We start from the raw sequence: 17,731 nt of genomic DNA, 5'->3' as shown, positions 1-17,731 counted from the left end.
ATGAGTCCCGTTTTCGCTGGTGTGCTCCAGCTCCTCGCACTGATGGCCGCGCTCGCGCTGGCCTACCGCCCACTGGGCGACTACATGGCCAAGGTCTACTCCTCCGAGAAGCACTACAAGCCGGAGAAGTGGATCTACAAGGCCATCGGCGCCAACCCGTCGGCCGAGATGCGCTGGCCCGCGTACCTGCGCGGCGTCCTGGCCTTCTCCGCAGTGAGCGTCCTCTTCCTCTACGCCCTCCAGCGCGCCCAGGGCATCCTGCCCGGCTCACTCGGCTTCTCCGCCATCGATCCCGACCAGGCCTTCAACACCGCCGCCTCCTTCGTGGCCAACACGAACTGGCAGTCGTATTACGGCGAGCAGGCCATGGGCCACGTCGTGCAGACCGGCGGCCTCGCGGTGCAGAACTTCGTCTCCGCGGCGGTCGGGATGGCTGTGGCGGTGGCCCTCGTACGGGGCTTCGCCCGCTCCCGCACCGGTGAGCTCGGCAACTTCTGGTCCGACCTGGTGCGCGGCACCGTCCGGATCTTGCTGCCGATCTCCGTGATCGGCGCGATCGTGCTGGTCGCTTGCGGTGCCATCCAGAACTTCGCCGGGATCCACGAGGTCGGCCAGTTCATGGGCGGCAGCCAGCAGTGGAACGGCGGGGCGGTCGCCTCGCAGGAGGTCATCAAGGAGCTGGGAACCAACGGAGGCGGCTACTTCAACGCCAACTCCGCCCACCCCTTCGAGAACCCCACCCCGTTCTCGAACCTCTTCGAGATCTTCCTCATCCTGGTCATCCCGTTCGCCCTGACCCGCACCTTCGGCCGCATGGTCGGAAGCCTGCGCCAGGGCTACGCGATCCTCGCCACGATGGCGACCATCTGGCTCACCTTCACCGCGCTGATGATGTGGACCGAATTCGCCCACCACGGCCCGGCCTTCGACGTCGCCGGCGGGGCGATGGAGGGCAAGGAGACCCGCTTCGGCATCGGCGCCTCCGCGATCTTCTCCGTCGCGACCACACTGACCTCGACCGGCGCGGTCAACTCCTTCCACTCCTCCTTCACAGGACTGGGCGGTGGCATCCAGCTGCTGGGCATGCAGCTCGGCGAGATCGCGCCCGGCGGCGTCGGCTCCGGCCTGTACGGCATGCTGATCATGGCGATCATCGCCGTGTTCATCGCGGGCCTGATGGTCGGCCGCACCCCCGAATACCTGGGCAAGAAGATCGGCACCCAGCAGATCAAGCTCGCGGCCTGCTACATCCTCATCACCCCCGCCCTGGTGCTCTGCTTCACCGCCGCGGCCATGGCCCTGCCCACCCCGCCCCACTCGATGCTGAACTCCGGCGCGCACGGCTTCTCCGAGGTCCTCTACGCCTACACCTCGGGCGCGAACAACAACGGCTCCGCCTTCGCGGGCCTGAACGCCGACACGCAGTGGTTCAACAGCACCATCGGCATCGCGATGCTGCTGGGCCGCTTCCTGCCGATGGTGTTCGTCCTCGCGCTGGCCGGCTCGCTCGCCGAGCAGAAGCCCGTGCCGGAGACGGCAGGCACTCTCCGTACTGACAAGCCGCTCTACACCGGCCTGCTCGTCGGCACGATCCTCATCATCACCGGTCTGACCTACTTCCCGGCCCTGGCGCTGGGTCCGCTCGCCGAAGGGCTCGCATCATGAGCACCGCCACTCCCACCAGGGCTCCGCACCAGGACGTGCCCACCGGCCACAAGCCGGGCGCCGGACGCGTGGGCGGCGGCCTGTTCGATCCCAAACAGCTGCTGAAGTCCTTCCCGGACGCCGTCCGCAAGCTCGACCCCCGCGTCATGATCAAGTCCCCGGTCATGTTCGTGGTCCTGATCGGCTCGGTCGTCACCACCGTTCTTGCCCTCAAGGACCCGACGGACTGGTTCGGCTGGGCGATCACCACCTGGCTGTGGCTGACCACCATCTTCGCCAACCTGGCGGAGGCCGTGGCGGAAGGCCGCGGCAAGGCCCAGGCGGACACCCTGCGCAAGGCCAAGACCGACTCCGTCGCCCGCCGCCTGACCCAGGACGGCAAGAGCGAGGAGCAGGTGCCGGGCACCGACCTGCGCATCGGCGACCTCGTCGTCTGCGAGGCGGGCGACATCATCCCCGGCGACGGTGACGTCGTCGAGGGCGTCGCATCGGTCGACGAGTCCGCCATCACGGGCGAGTCCGCACCCGTCATCCGCGAGTCCGGCGGCGACCGCTCAGCCGTCACCGGCGGCACGAAGGTCCTCTCCGACCGGATCGTCATCAAGATCACGACCAAGCCCGGTGAGACCTTCATCGACCGCATGATCGCCCTGGTCGAGGGCGCTGCGCGACAGAAGACGCCCAACGAGATCGCGCTGAACATCCTGCTCGCGTCCCTCACCATCGTCTTCCTGCTGGCCGTCGTCACCCTCCAGCCCTTCGCGATCTACGCGGGCGCCGAACAGTCCATGATCGTGCTGACCGCCCTGCTGGTCTGCCTGATCCCGACCACCATCGGCGCGCTGCTCTCCGCGATCGGCATCGCCGGCATGGACCGGCTCGTACAGCGCAACGTCCTCGCGATGAGCGGTCGTGCGGTGGAAGCCGCCGGTGACGTCTCCACGCTGCTGCTCGACAAGACCGGCACCATCACCCTCGGAAACCGCCAGGCCTCCGAGTTCGTCCCGGTCAAGGGCACGACGGAAGCCGAACTGGCCGACGCCGCCCAGCTGTCGTCCCTCGCGGACGAGACTCCCGAGGGCCGTTCCATCGTCGTCCTGGCGAAGGAGAAGTACGGGCTGCGCGAGCGGCACCAGGGCGAGCTGTCGAACGCCGAGTGGATCGCCTTCACCGCCCAGACCCGCATGTCGGGTGTGGACGTGGATGGCAAGCAGACCCGCAAGGGCGCGGCCGGTTCGGTCATCACCTGGGTCAAGGAGCAGGGCGGCCAGGTCTCCGACGACGCGGATCTCGTCGCCAACAAGATCTCCGAGGCCGGCGGCACGCCGCTGCTCGTCGCCGTCAGGGACGACGAGGGCGCCCGGGTCCTGGGTGTCATCCACCTCAAGGACGTCGTCAAGGAGGGCATGCGGGAGCGGTTCGACGAGCTGCGCCGCATGGGCATCAAGACCGTCATGATCACGGGTGACAACCCGCTGACGGCCAAGGCGATCGCGGAGGAGGCGGGCGTGGACGACTTCCTCGCGGAGGCCACTCCCGAGGACAAGATGGCCCTCATCAAGCGGGAGCAGGCCGGCGGCAAGCTGGTCGCGATGACCGGCGACGGCACGAACGACGCCCCGGCGCTCGCGCAGGCCGATGTCGGCGTGGCGATGAACACGGGCACCTCGGCCGCCAAGGAGGCCGGGAACATGGTGGACCTGGACTCCAACCCCACCAAGCTCATCGAGATCGTGGAGATCGGCAAGCAGTTGCTGATCACGCGCGGTGCCCTCACCACGTTCTCCATCGCCAACGACGTCGCGAAGTACTTCGCGATCATCCCGGCCATGTTCGCCGTGGTCTACCCGGGCCTCGACAAGCTCAACATCATGGGCCTGTCCTCACCCGAGTCGGCGATCCTCTCCGCCGTCATCTTCAACGCGCTGATCATCATCGCCCTGGTCCCGCTCGCCCTCAAGGGCGTGCAGTACAAGCCGACCAGCGCCGACAAGATGCTCCGCCGCAATCTGGGTCTGTACGGCGTGGGCGGCCTGATCGCCCCGTTCATCGGAATCAAGATCATCGACATGCTCATCTCCCTCATCCCCGGAATCGGCTGAGCCATGAACAACTCCGTAGGAAACACCGCTCGTCTGCTGTGGGCCGGTCTGCGCGCGCTGCTGGTTCTGACGATCGTCTGCGGCGTCCTGTACCCGCTGGCCGTCACCGGCATCGCCCAGGTCGCCTTCGGCGACAAGGCCAACGGCTCCGAGATCAAGGACAAGAGCGGCCAGGTCGTCGGATCCTCCCTCATCGGCCAGACCTACAACCTCCCGAAGCAGAACCCCAACGACCCGGAAGAGGCCGCCAAGCCGGACCTGAAGTGGTTCCAGCCGCGCCCCTCCAACGGCCTCGGCTCCAACAGCGTCAACACCCAGTACTCGCTGATCCTCTCCGGCGCCACCAACAAGGCCGCCGACAACCCGGACCTGGTCAAGCTGGTCGAGGACGCCAAGGCAGCCGTCATCGCGGACAACTCCACGGCGACGTACAAGGTCAAGCCCTCCGAGGTGCCGGCCGACGCCGTCACCTCCTCCGGCTCCGGCCTTGACCCGGACATCTCCCCCGCCTACGCCGAGTTGCAGATCCACCGGGTCGCCGAGCAGAACAAGCTCGACGTCAAGCAGGTCGAGAGGCTCGTCGCCGACCACACCACCGGCCGGACCCTCGGCTTCATGGGCGAGCCCCGCGTCAACGTGCTCGAACTGAACACCGCCCTCAAGGCACTGACCAAGAGCTGATGTTCCACATCGCACGGACCGGGGGCCGGCGGGGCGCGGAACATTCGCGTCCCGCCGGCCCCTTACCGTGCCCGCAACGAAGGAAAGGCTGCACACCGATGACCCGGGTGCTGGTGGTGGAGGACGACCCTCAGCTCGTCCGCGCACTGAAGATCAATCTCCAGGCGCGCAAGTTCGACGTCGAGGAAGCTTCCGACGGCGGCTCGGCCCTGCGGCTCGCGGCCGCCCGCAAGCCGGACGTCATAGTGCTGGACCTCGGCCTCCCGGACATGGACGGCATCGACGTCATCAAGAGCGTTCGCGGCTGGAGCCGGGTCCCCATCCTGGTCCTCTCCGCGCGCCACACCTCGGAGGACAAGATCCGGGCACTGGATGCCGGCGCGGACGACTACGTGACGAAACCGTTCAGCATGGACGAGCTCCTGGCCCGCCTGCGGGCGGCCGCCCGCAGGCAGGAGCCGACCACCGCATCCCAGGCCGACAAGGTCGCCGTCGTGACGACCGACGAGTTCACCGTCGACCTGATCGCGAAGAAGGTCCACCGGGGCGAACGCACGGTACGGCTGACCCCGACCGAGTGGCACCTGCTGGAAATCCTCATCACCCACCCGGGCCGGCTGATCACCCAGAGCAGGCTCCTGCTGGAAGTCTGGGGCCCGAGCTATGGGGAGAACACCAACTACCTGCGCGTATACATGGCTCAGCTACGGCGCAAGCTGGAAGCGGACCCCTCGCACCCCCGGTACCTGATCACCGAACCGGGCATGGGCTACCGCTTCGAACCCTGATCACCCACCCGATCGTCACCAGAGAAGAAGAGTCTGAACATGGGACGCGGCAAGCTCCGCATCTACCTCGGCGCGGCACCGGGCGTCGGCAAGACGTACGCGATGCTCTCCGAGGCCCACCGCCGCGTCGAGCGGGGCACCGACTGCGTCGTGGGCTTCGTCGAGCACCACAGCCGCCCGCGGACAGAGGTCATGCTGCACGGCCTCGAACTCATCGAGCGGCGCGAGATCGAGTACCGCGGCTCCACGTTCACCGAGATGGACGTCGACGCCATCCTCGCCCGCCGCCCCGCCGTGGCTCTCGTGGACGAGCTCGCGCACACGAACGTGCCGGGCTCGCGCAACGCCAAGCGGTGGCAGGACGTGGAGGAGCTGCTCCAGGCCGGCATCGACGTCGTCTCGACCGTCAACATCCAGCATCTCGAATCACTGGGTGACGTGGTCGAGACGATCACCGGCGTCCGCCAACGGGAGACGGTCCCGGACGAGGTCGCGCGCCGCGCCGACCAGATCGAGCTCGTCGACATGTCCCCGCAGGCGCTGCGCCGACGCATGGCGCACGGCAACGTCTACAAGCCCGACAAGGTCGACGCCGCCCTCTCCAACTACTTCCGCCCCGGGAACCTGACCGCGCTGCGCGAGCTGGCGCTGCTGTGGGTGGCCGACCGGGTCGACGAGTATCTCCAGGAGTACCGGGGCGAGCACAACATCCGTTCCACCTGGCAGGCACGCGAGCGGATCGTCGTCGGTCTGACCGGCGGCCCTGAGGGTCGTACGCTCATCCGGCGCGCCGCCCGGCTCGCCGAGAAGGGTGCGGGCGGCGAGGTCCTCGCCGTCTACATCGCCGCCAGCGACGGGCTCACCTCCGCCTCCCCCAAGGAGCTGGCCGTCCAGCGGACCCTGGTCGAGGATCTCGGCGGCACCTTCCACCACGTCATAGGCGACAGCATCCCCGACGCGCTGCTGGAGTTCGCGCGCGGGTGCAACGCCACGCAGATCGTCCTCGGCGTCAGCCGCCGCCGCTCCTGGCAGTACGCGTTCAGCCCAGGCGTCAGCGCCACAGTCGCCCGCGAATCGGGCCCGGACCTCGACGTCCACATCGTCACCCACGACGAGGCTGCCAAGGGCCGCCGCGGTCTGCCCGTCGCCCGCGGCGCACGGCTCGGCCGCTCGCGCATCATCTGGGGCTGGCTCGCCGGCATCGCCGGCCCCGCCCTGCTCACTGTGCTGTTGAGCCAGCTCGTCCCCGAGCTCGGTCTCGCGAACGACATGCTGCTCTTCCTCACGTTCACGGTGGCGGCGGCCCTGCTCGGCGGGCTGCTCCCCGCGCTCGCCTCGGCGGCGTTCGGTTCCCTGCTGCTGAACTACTACTTCACGCCGCCGCTGCACGAGTTCACGATCTCCGACCCGAAGAACATCGTCGCCATCGCGATCTTCGTCGGTGTAGCGGTGTCGGTGGCCTCGGTAGTGGACCTGGCCGCCCGGCGCACCCACCAGGCAGCCCGGCTGCGCGCCGAGTCCGAGATCCTCTCCTTCCTCGCCGGCAGCGTCCTGCGCGGCGAGAACTCCCTCGGGGCGCTCCTCGAACGGCTTCGCGAGACCTTCGCCATGCAGTCGGTCGTCCTCCTGGAGCGCAGCAGCGAGGTGGACCCCTGGACGACGGCGGCGTCCGTCGGCACCAGTCCGGTCAGCCGCCCCGAGGACGCGGATGTCGACCTCCCCATGGGCGACAACATGGCCCTCGCCCTCACGGGCCGGGTCCTGCCCGCCGAGGACCGTCGCGTCCTGGGCGCCTTCGCCGCCCAGGCCGCAGTCGTACTCGACCGCCAGCGCCTCGTCGACGAGGCCGAGAAGTCCCGCGAACTCGCCGAGGCCAACCGCATCCGCACCGCGCTCCTCGCCGCCGTCAGCCACGACCTGCGCACCCCGCTCGCCGGCATCAAGGCCTCCGTCAGCTCCCTGCGTTCCGACGACGTCGAATGGTCCGAGGACGACAAGGCCGAACTCCTCGAAGGCATCGAGGACGGAGCCGACCGCCTCGCCGCCCTGATCGGCAACCTCCTCGACATGTCCCGCCTCAACACCGGCACCGTCGTCCCGCTGATCCGCGAAACGGACCTCGACGAGGTCGTCCCCATGGCCCTGGGCGGCGTACCCGAGGACAGCGTCGCGCTCGACATCCCCGAGACCCTGCCGATGGTCGCCGTCGACCGCGGCCTCTTGGAGCGGGCCGTCGCCAACATCGTCGAGAACGCCGTCAAGTACAGCCCCGACGGCCAACCCGTCCACGTCTCCGCCAGCGCCCTCGCCAGCCGCGTCGAGCTGCGCGTCGTCGACCGCGGTCCCGGCGTCCCGGACGAGGCCAAGAACCGGATCTTCGAACCCTTCCAGCGCCACGGCGACGCCCCGCGCGGCGCCGGCGTCGGCCTCGGCCTCGCCGTGGCCCGCGGCTTCACCGAGGCCATCGGAGGCACCCTCACCGCCGAGGACACCCCGGGCGGCGGCCTCACCATGGTCATCACCCTCCCCACAGCAGGGGACGTGCCTCCGGTATCGCCGGAGCTCCCGACGTCTGCGGTCACCTGACAACGAGGCGGCCGGCAGGGCGACTCCGCGAGTACGGGCTGCCGACGGAAACACGCGAGCCGTCCGGCCCCGGTATCCCCACACCGGAGAGCCGGACGGCTCATGTGTTGTGCGACGGGTGACCGACACGCGGTCGCATCGGTCCGTACCCCCACGGTGGGACCATGCGCCCCTCGGGCGGTGTTCAGGTCACCGCCCCCAGCCGCGTGCCGCCGGTCCGTCGTCCGGCTCCGTCGCAACACCAGTCTGCTCCAGGTGGATGGCCCTGGCAGTACTCCTTGACGGGTTCCTTCCGCACGGAAGACGATCTTTGATGCGGCTCTGACGAAAGGTCATCAGAAGGCCGTCAAGAAGCCTTCGTGCGCTTGCCTCCGGGTCCCCGATGCGCTGGGATTGCGCCATGAACAGCGGTCCGCGCTACGACGATCGGCCACCGAATCCGGTGCAGCCGACGGCGCCCGCTGTCCGCCCGGCCCTCTGACGTCGGCCGCGCGTCCTCCCCGTACCTGCCATCAGCCCCTTGAAGGGCGCTGACCGAGGCCGCGTACGCATCCTCACCTTCACCGCATGGACCGAGCCCACGCACCAGCCTCTCGCTGGGGCGCCGGGCACTTTGGCCATGCCTGCTTCCAGGAATCCCACATGCCTTCATCCCTGTCCGGACGTACCGTCCTCGTCACCGGAGCCACCTCCGGCATCGGCTACGAGACCGCCCGCCAGCTCGCCGAGCGAGGCGCCACCGTCCTCCTCCACGGCCGTACGCCCGAGGAGGCCCAGGCCGCCGCCGACCGGCTCGTTGCCACCGCCGGGGGGGACGGCACCCGTCTCCGTCCGCTCGCCGCCGACTTCGTGCGCCTGGAGGAGGTCGAGAACCTCGTCCACGCCGTCGTACGGGAGCACCCGCGCCTGGACGTACTGGTCAACAACGCGGCCATCGCCGCACCCGAGCGCCACACGCTCACCGCCGACGGGAACGAGATCTCCTTCCAGGTCAACTTCCTGGCCCACTACCTCCTCACCAACCTCCTGGAGCCCGCCCTCACCAGCGACCCCGGTGGACGCGTCGTCAACGTCTCCTCCGCGCTCCACCGCACGGGTGCCATCCAGTGGAACGACCCGCAGCGCGGGCGGCGTTACTCGCGCCTCGCCGCGTACGCCCAGTCGCAGCTCGCGCTGACCGTCTTCGCCGCCGACCCGCGCGTCACCGCCGTCTCGGTCAACCCCGGCGTGTGCGAGACCGGTCTTCTGCCGCTGTACGGGCACGAGGGTGCGCCGGCCGCCGAGGGCGCCCAGCACGTCGTACGGCTCTGCGACCCGGCCACCGAGATCGTCAACGGCGCCTACTACGACCGCTCCGAGCGCGTCGCCCCGGCCCCCGCCGCCACCGAGGACCGCACCGTCAAGCGCCTCAACAAGCTCGCCGACCTCCTCGTCGGCCACACCGCCTGAAGGGATCCACGGACATGTCCAAGCGCGCACGCAAGAAGAGGGCCCGCCGCAAGAAGGGCCCCAACCACGGCAGCAAACCCAACTGCTAGTCATCAGCCCACCCCGTGGGGCGGCCCTCCGACAGGTCCGCCCCACTTCCATGTCCCAGCAAGGAAGTCTCGTGATCAACCTGCCGCCCCACCGACTCCCGGCCCTCGTCCGCTGGTTCCCGACGGGTGCCCCGGGCTCGGCCGCCCTGACCGAGCACGTACTGACCACCGAGGCCGGCCGCTGGTGGGTGGACCACGTCATCCAGCCGCGCGTGATCGCTGCCGAGTGCGGGGACCACGTACTCCTGCGCGGGGACCCACGGGCCCTCACGCCGAGGGATCTCGCGGTCTTCGCGGACCACTACGTCGAGGCTCCGGGCCGCTTCCTTCCTCTGATCGGTGCGGCCTTCCAGCGCGTGGTCCCGTGGCAGCGCGTGGTGTAGGTCAAGCGGTCCGCCGTGCCGGCCGCCCGACCGCCGGGGGGTGTCACCGTGCGCAGGCTCACCGCGCGGGATGCCAGGGCGCTCACCACGCTCCCGCCCGCGATGAGCTGGATCCACCGCACCTGGGGCGGCCCCGAGGCCCTCGCCCGCTCCGGCTGCGCCTGGGCCGCATTCCAAGGCGACCGCATCGTGGCCGTGGCCTGCACCTACTTCCTCGGCACCACCTACGAGGACGTCGCCTGCGTCACCGTGCCCGACCCGCGCCTGCAGTACCTGGCGCTCGACTGCGTCGACGCCCTGTGCGCGGACATGGCGGCCCGCGGCCACACGCCCAGCTGGACCTGCTCGACGAGCAACCGCCCCGGCCGCCTGCTCGCCTGGACCGCCGGCTTCCGCCCGGAGCGGGAGTACGCCCACTACGCCGTCGGCGCACCCGCGGCGACCGGAAGAGCGGCCGCAGGATGAAGCGACGCCGGTGGCCGCGGTCGGAGCGCCGCTACTGCGGCCGGTCGGATCCGTCTCCCCCGCTCTCCTTCAGCAGCCGATCGAGCTCGTTCCCCGCCTCGTCATACCCGGCGTCGGAGATCCGTTGCAGCTCCCGCAGGTCGCCGGCCGCGGCCGCGCGTCGAGTGAGCAGGGACCCGGCATGCATGCATCCCTCATCCAACAGCTCGCTGAGCTCCCCGAGGTCGCCGGCCGCGTCGGCCATGTCGGCCAGCCGCTCCAGAGCGGTCTCGTTGCCCTCATCGGCCAGCTCGCGCAGGGTCTCCCGATCGAAGTTCATGTTCATGTTCGCCATGACGCCATGACGAGATCCGGACGCTTGCCGAAGCCGGTGTCCCACTGGCCCGTATCCGGGGCCTGAGATCGGCGACCGACACGGAGTTCCAGCAGGCCTTGGGCGAGATCGACGACGCGCTCACCGCCCGCATCCGTGGCCGAGACCACGGCCGACCCGGCGCTGCGGCCGCTCTACCTCGACTACGACCACGCGTACGACCTCGACGCCGACGATCCCCGCATCGACGGCCTCGCCCGCCGGATCGCCGACGCGTCACGGGAACGCTACGGACGCGACGTACTTCCCGCGGTGGATACAGGCTCGGAGATCCCCTCCCTCATCCAAGGCACCGTCAACGCCTCGTCTCCGGCATGGCAGCGACTCGACACGCTCATTCGCGCACACCTGGGAGTATGACGCGACGTGCGGGCAGCCCGGTCATGGTGGCGCGCCGTAGTCAGCCGGCGCGCCACGAGCTACAGGGCACACGTTGCCGGGTCCCTCTCACCGGAACTCGGCCAGCCGTCGCCGCAGCCCCAGCACGGTCAACCCTGCCGTGAGCAGCAGCGCCGCGCCGGCCATCGGGGCCTGTGTGCTCAGCGCCCCACGACCCTCTCGGACGGCGAGATCGAAGTGGCGCTGGTTGATGGCGGTGACCTGGTCCAGAGCCTTCATCCACTCCCCGAAGTGGGCGTTCGAGGTGTCCGACGCCCAGCCGATGCAGAAGACCGTCGCCTCCTGCTGCTTTCCTTCGGCCACCAGCCGCCGGAAGGTCCGGTCGTCGCGCTGGTAGACGGCATACGCCTCGACGGTCTTCTCGGCGGCTTCCCGCTCCCCCGCGAAGGTGATGTTGCCCAGTTCGCGCCGGTACTCACCGGTGAACGTCTTGTCCTCGTGGTTGTTCCGGTAGGTGGCCCACGTGTCGGCGAGCTTCCTGTCGTACGTGTCGAGCCCGGCGCCCTGAATTCCGTACAGCTGATGCGACTTGTCGAGGAATGAGAGCTCGTACGCGGCGCGGCGGTCAGGGTCCAGGAGGTAGCGGCTCTCGTCGGCGTTGGCGTCGTAGCCGATCGCCTTGGACCGCGACAGCGCGATGACGGAGTCGAAGGAGTCCCGGCGGGCGACCTTCATCCGGTCGTGGGTGATCGTGAGCAGCTGGGCGGCGGAAACGACCGCGACCGCGGCGCAGAGGGTGGCGGCGATCAGTCCCGGGTTGAAGACCCGGTGGAAGCGGCGGGTGAGGTGGATCTGGAGGACTACGAGCGCCGCGATCAGGAGCACGCCGAGTACGGCTTCCGCTGTCCGCTGCACTTCGAGGTCGCCTCGCGCCGCGGCGTACTGGCGCTCGTACACGCCGTTGTTGGCGTCGACGAGCTTGCGAGCATCCGGGAGCAGCCGGCCGGCGAGGAGGTCGGTCGCGGTCCGGTAGTCCTCCCGGGCGGCGTCCTTCCCGCCGGGGCGACTGTCGTTCTCCAGTACCCGCCCGATGAGTTCCTGGTAGTGCGCGAAGTCGTCGGTGAGCGTCACGACGGTCGCCTCGGTCGCCGTATCTCCCTCCGAGGCGGCGGCGAGCGTCCGCAGCGAGCGGCTGATGGTGTCCTGTGCCTCCCGGTAGAAGCCGGTCGCCTTGGCGTACGACTCTTCCAAACGGCCCTTTCCCGTACCTGAATCGCCGCTGGAGAGAAGAATATTGGCGGTCTGGGCGTCCATGTCGTTGAGGGCGAGGCTGAGCTGTGTCGCCGAAATCGTGCGGGGCGCGTCGCGCTGCACCGTCTCATCCCACGTGGTGGTCATACCCGTGGCCGCGACGGCGAGCAGGATCAGCAGCCCGGCTGCGAGCAGCACACACGCCGCGCGGGCGAGGCGCAGCCGGCCGGGCGAGGTGTCCCAGAAGTGGCTGACGAGCATGCGGGCCACCCGGGCGACGGCATGGCGAGAACGCCGAGGCTGCCGTCCTGGCGGTTCCTCTCCATGGCTCGACGACCCGTGGAGCAGCCAGCTCGGTACGTCGGGTATCGGGGTTTCGGCGACGGCCTCCGGCCCGCCCGCGCCCTGACTCTGTTCCGTACCGGCGGTGATCGTCACTCGCGCTCCAGCCCCCACCCGGGCCGTTCGTACGGCCCCGCGTGCACGCCAGCATCTGGTTCAACAGTGCGACTCACCAGGTGCGTTGATGACATCCATACGCAGGAGGCTCGGAATTGACGGCACCTTGACGGCGCCCCGCCAGCCTCGACTCAGTCACGCCTCGAAGCGGTAGCCCATACCGGGAGCCGTGATCAGGTGGCGCGGGTGCGACGGGTCCGCCTCCAGCTTCCGACGCAGGTGAGCCATGTACACCCGGAGGTAGTTGGTCTGCGTTCCGCACGAGGAGCCCCACACCTCCTGGAGCAGACGCCGCTGGCTGACGAGCCGGCCCCGATTGCGGATCAGGACTTCCAGCAGATGCCATTCCGTCGGCGTGAGCCTGATGTTCTTCCCCCTGCGCCGGGCCTTCTTGGCGAACAGGTCGACCGTGAACTCCTCGGTCTCGACGAGCGCTTCGTCCGATGCGGCCGAGCCTTGTGTCGGGGTGCGGCGAGCCACGGCTTTCAGCCTGGCGAGCAGTTCGTCCATGCTGAAGGGCTTGGTGATGTAGTCGTCGGCACCCGCGTCCAGGGCTTGGATCTTCTCCTCGGAGCCGTGGCGGGCGGAGACCACCAGGACTGGTACCTGCGACCACACGCGCAGTCGCTTGATCACATCGATCCCGTCCATGTCGGGCAGCCCGAGGTCGAGCAGGACCACGTCCGGGCGCCGGGCGGCCACGGCCTCCAGAGCCGTACCCCCGTCCTGCGCGCAGTCGACTTCGTACTTCCGCGCCTTCAGATTGATGACCAGCAGCCGTGCAAGCTGCGGTTCGTCATCCACCACCAGCACCCGGGGCATTGGCGCGCCGCCTTCCTGTCGCATGTGGAGATCTGGATCGGACCGTTGGCTTTCCCCGGAGGTGACGGCCCGACCGTGATGCGTCCGGCTCCAGTCCGACCCCCCGAGGTCCGGGCTGGGCATGGTCTCGGCGGAGATCACTCGCGCCCTCCAACCTCGCATCACGGACGGCCGTCCGATTCCCCCTACCGCTCAGTCTGCGATCACCGATGGAAGCCGGTGGACCACGTTGACGCCCCTCTTACGGCCGGCCTGTGCTTCTTGACGCACCGCTGATATCGGGTAAATCTCGGTGACCGGCCGGCTGTCGCCGCCTGCACCGCCCCGCCGCTACGTGGGCAAGGCCGCGCGCCTCCTCACCTTCGTCGGCATCACCGGCGCCCTCATCTGCCACCGGCGCCCCGCGCGGCAGACGTGACGCAGCGCCTCCGTCACTACGGCACGTTCCAGGCGGAGATGACCGGCTGCCGCTCCTCGGTGGCGAGGAAGCTGAGAGTGCCGGGATGCGGATGACCGAGCAGTCGGCTGGCGGACGCGTCAAGGCCGAGCCAGCGCACGGTCAGCACCCGCGCCAAATGACCATGAGCGACGACGGCGACATCGCCGTCGTCCACTATCAGCTCACCCGTGGATCCGCACGCTATCTGCTCATGCGTCACAACAGGAGACCTGCCTTGCCTCTTCCCAGGCACGGCCTGCGGCGTGAACACGCTCTGCTCTGATTCCCGGCATCACCCGTCCGGGGCACGCTGCATCAGAGCCGTGTCAAGGACTGGACGACTGTCTTGAGCCGCACCTCGCAAGGCAGTTGGATGAGTGATGTGAACAGCGGTCTGCGCCACGACGACCGGCCACCACATACGGTGCGCCCGGCCTCGCGCGCTGCTCACCCGCCGGTGCGCTGACGCACCGTTCCCGAACCGCGGCCGCCCGCCCCCGCCCGTATAGCGGGCGGCCGCTTCCACCCGGTGCCTGCCCCGCCGGGCCGGCACCGGGCCTCACCTTGCGTCCTACGACCGTGACGAGCGCGTGGCCCCGGCCGCCTGCGCCACCGAGGAGCGCCCGATCCGGCGCCTGAACAAGCTCGCCGAACTACTCGTCGGCCACGACGCCTGAAGGCGAACCCACCCCGCGACGGGACGACCGCCGTCAGGCAGCGCCCCGCTCCCCTACATCACAGCCCGCGCACCACAAGGGAGAGTTGATGATCGAAATCGCGCCGCAGCAACTGCCCACCCTGAGCCGGTGGTTTCCCACCGGCTCCCCCGGTCTCGGGGCACTCGCCGAGCACGTACTGACCACGGGCGCCGGCTACTGGTGGGCCGATCGTCCTGACCGGCCCCGCGTCCTCGCCGTCACCTGCGCGGACCACGTGCTGCTGCGCGGCGACCCCAGCGCGCTCACCCCGGACGCCCTGGCCCGGTTCGCGGACCGGTACGTCGAGACGCCCTCACGCTTCTGGCCCGCCCTCGGCTCCGCTTTCGAGCGCGTCATCCCCTGGGAACGGATGCTGTACGTCCACCAGGCTCAGGCATCGGTATGCCTCCCCCGTACGCCGCGTGGCATGACGGTGCGGCGGCTGACACCCGAGGACGTTCCGGCACTGGCCGAGCTGCACTCCGAGAACGCCTGGATCCACGCCAGTTGGGGTGGACCCTCTCGGCTGGCCGCCTCGGGCCACGCCTGGGCCGCTTTCGCCAAGGGCCGGATCCTCTCCGTCGCCTGCACCTACTTTCTCGGCAGCGCCTACGAGGACATCGCGGTCGTCACCGTGCCCGACCACCGCCGCGAACGTCTCGCACTGGCCTGCGTCGCCGGCTTGGCAGCCGATATCCAGGCACGCGGACGCACCGCGAGCTGGTGCTGCTCTCGCGACAACCGACCCAGCCGGCTGCTGGCCTGGACGGCCGGATTCCGGCTCACCCGCGAATACGTCCACCACGCCACGGGCCGCGCCCTGGCACGCGAGGTCCGGGCAGCGCCGGTGCCGGCATCGGGCGGGGCCGCAGCCTTGGCCTGATGGCCGACTCGCCACGTCGAGTACGTCGCGCTGTCAGCAGTCACCCGGCGCGGCGGGCTGCGGCAGGACCGTACCTGCCAGCGCCTCGCGCAGCGCGGCTTCGCTCGGCGCGCCGGAAACCGTGCCGTCCTCGTCCCTGTAGAGGCGGCAGGACATACTCGGTGCCGCTCCCCCGGGTGCGAAGGGGTCGACGCCGTCGAACAGGATCGTCGGCGAGCCGGCCATTCCGTACTCGGCGGCCTGGGCCTGGTCGTGCACCTCGACGAGTACCACTTCGGCGGTGCAGCCCGCGAGCGCAGCGGTGATCCGCTCGACGGCCGGCGTCGCGTTCGGGCAGTCCGCAACGGCCAGTACCGTGTGCACCTACCTCTCCGCCGTCCTCCTGGTCGGCCTGGTCCTCAACGCCACCCTCGGCTGGTCCTGGGCCGACCCCATCGCCGCCCTGGTCATCGCCGCCATCGCGCTCAAGGAGGGCCGCGACGCCTGGCAGGGCAAGGGCTGCTGCGCGACCCCCGCCGCCGTGGTCGTGCCGTCCGTCGACACGGCGACGGACGCGTGCGGATGCCGGCCCGGTTGCGACTGCTGCGGCTGACTCGGCACCGGCGCACGCAGGGACCTGACCCCCGTCACCTGGCGGGCACCGACTCCGCACACCGCCGCGGCTCAGCTCGCCAGGTCCAGCCGTGCCTCCTCCAGGTCCAGGGAGCGCTGGAGGTTCCGGCGGGTGGTGTCGCTGATGTGGTGTTCGTCGTACAGCCGCCGGAGTTCGGCCGCCTCCACCCGGATGAGGTCACGACGAAGCAGCCGGTACACGTAGTCCGCGGACTCGGCCAGGTCGGCTTCCTCCAGGCGGTCGTGGGCATGTTCGAGGCGGGCCTGCAGACTGCGCCGAAGGCGGTCCGCCACGACGTCCGGCACCGCGTCGAGGTCGGACATCTCGTCCAGTCGCCGGATCCCGGCGGACGCGAGGGCGCACCGGGCTGAGGCCTCCTCGCGTTCGGTGTGGTCCGGTTCGAGGGCGATGCCGGAGCGGCGGACCACGTCGGCCAAGGTGAAGCCCTGAGCGACAAGGGTGACCACCACCACTGATGTCGTCAGTACGAGTACGAGTGGCCGCTGGTCCAGAGGGCTTCCGTCGTCCGCCAGGACCGGGATGGACAGCGCCGCGGCCAGCGGGACGACGCCACGTGTTCCCGCCCAGGTCAGCACGGCCGGGACGCGCCAAGACGGGCGTACGCCGGCGTTGCGCTGGACGACGGCCGAGAGCGGCAGGACCCACAGCAGACGTACGGTGACCAGGGTCGCGGCGACCGCCAGGGCGTACAGCGGCCAGAGTCCGTCGGCGGCGGTCAGCGCGGCGACCTGTCCCGGCAGGGTGAGCCCGATCAGGCTGAAGACGACGCTCTCCAGCAGGAAGACCACGGTGCCGTTGACGGCGTGCAACTGGATCCGTATGCCGGCGTTGGTCAACCGGTCGGCCCGGCCTCCGAGCACGACGCCCGCCACGACGACTGCGGTCACACCCGACGCGTGCACCGCCTCCGCCAGCACGTAGGCGGCGTACGGGGTCACCAGAGCGATGACTGTTTCCAGTACCGGGTCCTCGGTCCTGCGGCGGATCAGCGCCACCACCCCGGCGACGGCTCCCCCGATGAGGGTGCCGCCCCCGCCGAGCAGTGCGAACTCGGTGCCCGCCGCCTGCCAGGACACTCCGGCGGAGGCCGCCGCGACGACGACGGCGACTCGGAAGAGCACGAGCGAGGTGGCGTCGTTGAAGAGGCTCTCGGCCTGTACGAGGACCTGGACGCGGGGCGGCAGGGCCAGGCGCCGGCCGAGTGCGGTGACCGCCACCGGGTCCGTGCTCGCGAGGATGGCCCCGAGCACCAACGCCATCTGCCACGTCAGCGGAGTGATCAGCGACGCGATCACCCCGACCGCGGCCGCCGAGGCCAGCACCAGGCCGACGGCGAGGACACTGACCGGCTTCCACACCAGGCGCAGCTCGCGCCAGGACAGTTCCTCCGCGCTGGCGTAGAGCAGGGGCGGCAGCACGACGAGCCCGATGGCTTCGGGACTGACCCTGATCTCGGGGGTGCCCGGTATCAGCGCGACGACGAGGCCTGCGACAACGAGCAGTGAGGGAGCGGGGATTCGCCAGCGGCGGGCACCCGTGGCCACGACCGTGGCCAGCACCACGAGGAACAAGACCGTACCGACGCAGCGCATTCCGCCCCCACCCGAGTCGACGCGGACCATGCG

Annotated in this window: 17 protein-coding genes and 1 pseudogene; 12 read left to right on the top strand and 6 right to left on the bottom strand. The window is 69.8% G+C overall.

Features of this window, described 5'->3' with window-relative positions:
- The 8 genes from kdpA (at nt 1) to OG974_RS05740 (ending at nt 10,208) form a co-directional block, all read left to right on the top strand.
- On the top strand, nt 1-1,665 hold the full coding sequence (kdpA, locus tag OG974_RS05775) for a potassium-transporting ATPase subunit KdpA (RefSeq protein ID WP_327279846.1): 1,665 nt from the start codon (nt 1-3) through the stop codon (nt 1,663-1,665).
- Entirely contained in the window at nt 1,662-3,767 is a 2,106-nt protein-coding gene (gene kdpB / locus OG974_RS05770; protein WP_327279845.1) for a potassium-transporting ATPase subunit KdpB, read from the top strand. The genes kdpA and kdpB overlap by 4 nt, the downstream gene beginning before the upstream one ends.
- A gap of 3 nt (nt 3,768-3,770) precedes the next feature.
- The gene (locus tag OG974_RS05765; RefSeq protein ID WP_371645655.1) at nt 3,771-4,448 is read left to right on the top strand and encodes a potassium-transporting ATPase subunit C; all 678 of its coding nucleotides are present in this window, start codon (nt 3,771-3,773) and stop codon (nt 4,446-4,448) included.
- A gap of 98 nt (nt 4,449-4,546) precedes the next feature.
- Nucleotides 4,547-5,236 (top strand): response regulator, encoded by a 690-nt coding sequence (locus OG974_RS05760; protein WP_327279843.1) that lies wholly within the window; start codon nt 4,547-4,549, stop codon nt 5,234-5,236.
- Between the two features lie 39 nt (nt 5,237-5,275).
- Nucleotides 5,276-7,822 (top strand): sensor histidine kinase KdpD, encoded by a 2,547-nt coding sequence (locus OG974_RS05755; RefSeq protein ID WP_329315358.1) that lies wholly within the window; start codon nt 5,276-5,278, stop codon nt 7,820-7,822.
- A gap of 642 nt (nt 7,823-8,464) precedes the next feature.
- A complete protein-coding gene (locus OG974_RS05750; protein ID WP_371645653.1) occupies nt 8,465-9,271 on the top strand; it encodes an SDR family NAD(P)-dependent oxidoreductase in 807 nt (268 codons plus the stop codon).
- A 160-nt stretch (nt 9,272-9,431) separates the two neighbouring features.
- Nucleotides 9,432-9,743 carry a hypothetical protein gene (locus OG974_RS05745; RefSeq protein WP_371645651.1) on the top strand — a complete coding sequence of 104 codons (312 nt, stop codon included), beginning with the start codon at nt 9,432-9,434 and terminating at the stop codon, nt 9,741-9,743.
- A gap of 48 nt (nt 9,744-9,791) precedes the next feature.
- Nucleotides 9,792-10,208 (top strand): GNAT family N-acetyltransferase, encoded by a 417-nt coding sequence (locus tag OG974_RS05740; RefSeq protein ID WP_371645649.1) that lies wholly within the window; start codon nt 9,792-9,794, stop codon nt 10,206-10,208.
- Between the two features lie 31 nt (nt 10,209-10,239).
- Here OG974_RS05740 and OG974_RS05735 read toward each other — a convergent pair whose 3' ends face one another.
- On the bottom strand, nt 10,240-10,542 hold the full coding sequence (locus OG974_RS05735; protein ID WP_371645647.1) for a hypothetical protein: 303 nt from the start codon (nt 10,540-10,542) through the stop codon (nt 10,240-10,242).
- 135 nt (nt 10,543-10,677) lie between these two features.
- Between OG974_RS05735 and OG974_RS05730 the strand changes: the two genes are divergently transcribed.
- Nucleotides 10,678-10,941: a hypothetical protein gene (locus OG974_RS05730; RefSeq protein ID WP_327279838.1), complete on the top strand. Its 264-nt coding sequence runs from the start codon at nt 10,678-10,680 to the stop codon at nt 10,939-10,941.
- Between the two features lie 87 nt (nt 10,942-11,028).
- Here the strand turns inward: OG974_RS05730 and OG974_RS05725 are convergent, their stop codons facing one another.
- Nucleotides 11,029-12,432 carry a hypothetical protein gene (locus tag OG974_RS05725; RefSeq protein ID WP_371645645.1) on the bottom strand — a complete coding sequence of 468 codons (1,404 nt, stop codon included), beginning with the start codon at nt 12,430-12,432 and terminating at the stop codon, nt 11,029-11,031.
- 333 nt (nt 12,433-12,765) lie between these two features.
- Nucleotides 12,766-13,452 (bottom strand): response regulator transcription factor, encoded by a 687-nt coding sequence (locus OG974_RS05720; RefSeq protein WP_327279836.1) that lies wholly within the window; start codon nt 13,450-13,452, stop codon nt 12,766-12,768.
- Nucleotides 13,453-13,744: 292 nt separating this feature from the next.
- Here OG974_RS05720 and OG974_RS05715 point away from each other — a divergent pair, with 292 nt between their 5' ends.
- Nucleotides 13,745-13,870 (top strand): hypothetical protein, encoded by a 126-nt coding sequence (locus OG974_RS05715; protein ID WP_327279835.1) that lies wholly within the window; start codon nt 13,745-13,747, stop codon nt 13,868-13,870.
- Between the two features lie 16 nt (nt 13,871-13,886).
- On the opposite strand, the gene OG974_RS05710 is transcribed toward OG974_RS05715, so the two are convergent.
- Nucleotides 13,887-14,066, bottom strand: a complete 180-nt coding sequence (locus OG974_RS05710; protein WP_371645644.1) for a histidine phosphatase family protein — start codon at nt 14,064-14,066, stop codon at nt 13,887-13,889.
- A 590-nt stretch (nt 14,067-14,656) separates the two neighbouring features.
- Here OG974_RS05710 and OG974_RS05705 point away from each other — a divergent pair.
- The gene (locus tag OG974_RS05705; protein WP_328764487.1) at nt 14,657-15,472 is read left to right on the top strand and encodes a GNAT family N-acetyltransferase; all 816 of its coding nucleotides are present in this window, start codon (nt 14,657-14,659) and stop codon (nt 15,470-15,472) included.
- Nucleotides 15,473-15,505: 33 nt separating this feature from the next.
- Here OG974_RS05705 and OG974_RS05700 read toward each other — a convergent pair whose 3' ends face one another.
- Nucleotides 15,506-15,835, bottom strand: a complete 330-nt coding sequence (locus OG974_RS05700; protein ID WP_327279832.1) for a hypothetical protein — start codon at nt 15,833-15,835, stop codon at nt 15,506-15,508.
- Between OG974_RS05700 and OG974_RS05695 the strand changes: the two are divergent.
- Nucleotides 15,828-16,064 (top strand): annotated as a pseudogene (locus OG974_RS05695) (cation transporter); the annotation flags it as partial. The gene OG974_RS05700 and the pseudogene OG974_RS05695 sit on opposite strands and share 8 nt — an antisense overlap.
- 71 nt (nt 16,065-16,135) lie before the next feature.
- Here OG974_RS05695 and OG974_RS05690 read toward each other — a convergent pair.
- Nucleotides 16,136-17,728 (bottom strand): Na+/H+ antiporter, encoded by a 1,593-nt coding sequence (locus OG974_RS05690; protein ID WP_371645642.1) that lies wholly within the window; start codon nt 17,726-17,728, stop codon nt 16,136-16,138.
- Between the last annotated feature and the right edge of the window lie 3 nt (nt 17,729-17,731).

Source organism: Streptomyces sp. NBC_00597, assembly GCF_041431095.1.
Classification (GTDB): domain Bacteria; phylum Actinomycetota; class Actinomycetes; order Streptomycetales; family Streptomycetaceae; genus Streptomyces.
This window is presented reverse-complemented; position numbering and strand designations above follow the sequence as displayed.